Source organism: Acidobacteriota bacterium, assembly GCA_028874215.1.
In the GTDB taxonomy this organism is placed as follows: Bacteria; Acidobacteriota; UBA6911; order RPQK01; family JAJDTT01; genus JAJDTT01.
Genome location: JAPPLF010000065.1, coordinates 1 through 3,408, shown reverse-complemented (window position 1 = coordinate 3,408; position 3,408 = coordinate 1). Strand labels below are relative to the sequence as shown.

2 protein-coding genes are annotated in these 3,408 nt (G+C 63.8%); both read left to right on the top strand.

Features of this window, described 5'->3' with window-relative positions:
* Positions 1–1,097 precede the first annotated feature (1,097 nt).
* The gene (locus tag OXT71_12495; GenBank protein ID MDE2927210.1) at positions 1,098–1,820 is read left to right on the top strand and encodes a hypothetical protein; all 723 of its coding nucleotides are present in this window, start codon (positions 1,098–1,100) and stop codon (positions 1,818–1,820) included.
* Between the two features lie 272 nt (positions 1,821–2,092).
* Positions 2,093–3,160: a hypothetical protein gene (locus OXT71_12490; GenBank protein MDE2927209.1), complete on the top strand. Its 1,068-nt coding sequence runs from the start codon at positions 2,093–2,095 to the stop codon at positions 3,158–3,160.
* The last annotated feature ends 248 nt before the right edge of the window (positions 3,161–3,408 follow it).

Genomic DNA, 3,408 nt, shown 5'->3' with positions numbered 1-3,408 from the left:
TGTGGGACATTTTACATGCCGACTTCAGGGAAACTTTACATGCCGGGTAACACCGACAAAGGAGGCCCCGCCCGACATTGGCCCAGTCCCCCGCAAGCCCGAGGCCGAACGCAGGAGCCGCACGATACAGCGTGCGCGCGGGGCCAGACCGGCGGACCGGCCTCCCCGACCCGCTCCGGCTCTGCGGCCGCCGGTCCTCCCCGTCTCCGGGGCGGGCAAAGCCCGTCCCTCTGACCGGGACGTTTGGACGGGATCCGTTCCGCCCTCCTTCCGTCCGGGGTGGGGAGGGGACTCGACCCCGGCGGGAGGAACGGACAGGAGTCCGTACCGGAGGCCGGGGGGACCGGCGCCGAAGCGGTGACAACGCAGACAACGTCGCTCGCCGGTCACTCTGCGGACTCAGCCGCGAAGCCGACGGGCGTTGACCGGCGGTGATCGGCCGCCGACGGGAGAACATCCGGCGACTGGCCGACCGGGGGGACCTTCGGACCCCAACCGCGAACGATGCCGGAGCGGGGGTTTGTTCTGGGGGTCAGAGGGGGCGCGGCCCCCCGCCAGCCTCCGCAAGGGACGCACGGAGTGTGGCCACAAGGAGTACGCTGGCTTGTCCACGTTAGCGTGGCTCAAGCCAGCCTTGGGACGCCCTAGTAGACACCTCTCCGGACCCCGCCCGGAACAGTGTCCACCGGGCCGTCGGAGGCAAGCTCCTCGGCCTCTCGGCCGCCAGCTTCACGGACGGCGACGGCGAATAGCCGACCCCTCACTCCCCGGCGCCGGCGGCACCCTCTAACGCGCGGCCCGTTTCCACCCGACCTCTACCCCTCGGAGACCCGAGATCGTCGATTCTGGGCGATTCTGCGGACCCGTAGAATGCAACTTTTCGGTTATGCGGTGGCGACCGTTCCTTCGTACGGAGAACGTGGGGCGCTGGTAGGTGAACGTGATCCTGAACGTCCTATCGTCTAGGAATGGCGGGACGGCAACGGACGTGCGAACGTCGATCCAACCCGTTTCGGTGGCATGCCGAGCCATACGGCTGCTAAGTTCCTTGCGGCACTCGTGAACGGATTGCCACCCGACATCTCAGGAGGGAGTGAATGACACTGCCCCGGTCTCCGACCCGCGCCCACCCGGAGAAGAACAACGCGCCGTCTCCACCAGACGGCGGACGGCGCGGCTCCAAGATCGCCTCGCGCGGTGTCCTCGGGGAACCGCTTGGAGGCGTCCTCGGGAATCCATGGTCGGGCAAAGGTCGGCTGATGGCGATGACATCTGGAACCCTACGCTGGTTCCGCCCGGTCGCCTTCGTTGCAGGTCTGATCTTGGTCGTTGTTCTCCCCGCCCCTCTTTCCGGCCAGTTTGGAGAGGAGCGCGCCTTCGGGTGGTTTACCGGTTGCGCCCCAATCAGAATCTCTGGGCAGCATTTCGCTCAGGTACTGGGAGAGTGGACCGCCTTGGATCTCCCGGCAGACGTGAAACACGTCATCCGAACTAGGCTCGACGAGCACGACCTCGCAACTGAAGACGTCTTCGCGTGGGGCCTTTCTGGCGACCCCAACGAAACCGCGATTCTCCCCCGCATGGAGGTGACCGTCCTGACGCAGGCCAGTGGTCGCAGGGACATATCCATATCGTTTCAGAAATGGCTCAGAGACCCTATTTCGGATAAGGAGCACTACGCTACCACATGGCACGTGGATGTCGAAGATCGTCCCACCCGGGAACGCGAACTGGCCAACGTAGAAACCTTCGTTGGCGTTTTCCTCGACAACTACCTCGAGGTCAACGCAGAGGCCTGCAACGCCAAACCCCAGTGGTGACTGCGGCCGGTGTGTGCGGTCGCTGAAGCCGGACATCCCGTTTTACGCAGCTTGCGCTCCCCTGCCCGTACCTACAGGGGTGACATCCCAGGCACGGGGCCCGGCCCCTTGGCGGGCCGGAAGCGCGGAGCGGTAGTTGCCGAGCAGGCCCAAGGCAGTTTCTATGAGGACGATGGTGCTATTCTGTTGATCGACCTGTGACCGGAATACCGGGGAGAGCGGCCATGAGGAGTCTGCGCGAGCTGATCCCGGTCGGTGCCGAGGCGTAGCCCATGGTCGGCGAGATGAACCGCAGGTCATGCCACGAGAGTCCGACGAAGCACTTCGTCCACAAGCTGATCGATTGGGACCGGGTCAGCCAGCGCCTTGAGCGCTACCCAGCAATCCGTGATGCGTTCTCGATGGAGGTACTCCGCGCGGCTGAGGAAAGCTCGCCGTACTACTGCCACTACATGGCGTGGCGGCTGGGGACTTGGAGCGTGGAGAGTGAGGGATGCCTTGCCAATCTGGACAATCTGCTCGCCAGCGCTGCGGAACTCCCGAACTGGGAGCACGAGGAGTCGGTGCTCAAGAACGGGGAGTACGCGACCTATTGGTCGCTCCTCTGGCAGTTGCAAGTGGCTGCGAAGCTCCGGTCGGTCGGTCGGAACGTGATGTGGGGCGGACCGGCTGGCGGGCCTGATCTCTCCGTCGAGGTGGACGGGAAACGATGGCATGTGGAGTGCCATGTTCCTCGGAAGTCGTATTTCCTGTTGCAGTTCCTCCAAGAGTGTCTCTCGAAGATCCTTGGCCCGAGCGTTCAGGAAGACTATCCGCTTTTTGCTCCGATGCCCTTGCCCGAGCCCAGCCGGTTCTTGGACGACAAGCTCGAACCGTATTGCGATACATCTCGCCGCGAGGCAGCGAGTGCGAAGTGCGTTACTATCGTGTGCGAGGACCAGTGCTCGGTCGAGGTGGTCGAAGAGGAGTGGGACACGAACGAGTCGGACGACACGGTCGACGAAAGGAGGCGTGCGCTGATGCGGTGGGGCTCTCCGGAACAGCACGTCACCGCGATGCTCAAGGGAGCGGTTTCGAGCAAGGGGGAGAGCAACAGCCTCGGCGACAATCATCCGAATGTTCTCGCAGTGAATCTGCTGCTGACCAACGCCGAAGCCGCCGAGTACCATGATCGCGACGGGAACATGATCGCTGGATGTGCGCCAGATCTCCCAGACGCTCTCGACGTGTTGGCCGTTGCCAATTGCGGCATTGACGCGAGCGTACCCAACCTCAGGATTGCCGCGTGTCGCTCGCCGAATTGGTTTCGTGCGGGACGATGGCTGGAGGGCGGAGCCTGACGACGGACTTGAGACGTGTTGACGGTGCTCGGGATTCCCGCCAGTCAAGTCCATTCTTCCCGCTTTCGCGGCACGTTCCAGCAGGGTTCAGTCCAACGGCAGAAAACGCAGATCGTGCAGCCCTGTAAGTAGTTAGCCGATTTCCTGCCGGGATTCTGAATGCCTCCAGTCCGCTGGCCCAGCAGAAAGCCGGGACCGGCGCCGTCATCACCAGCCCGAGCTTCCAGTCCAGGGTCAGCAGCACGATG

What these genes read in the sequence shown, in the direction of transcription:
- OXT71_12495 (MDE2927210.1), top strand. Translation starts at nt 1,098, where the DNA reads ATGACACTGCCCCGGTCTCCGACCCGCGCCCACCCGGAGAAGAACAAC.
- OXT71_12490 (MDE2927209.1), top strand. Translation starts at nt 2,093, where the DNA reads ATGGTCGGCGAGATGAACCGCAGGTCATGCCACGAGAGTCCGACGAAG.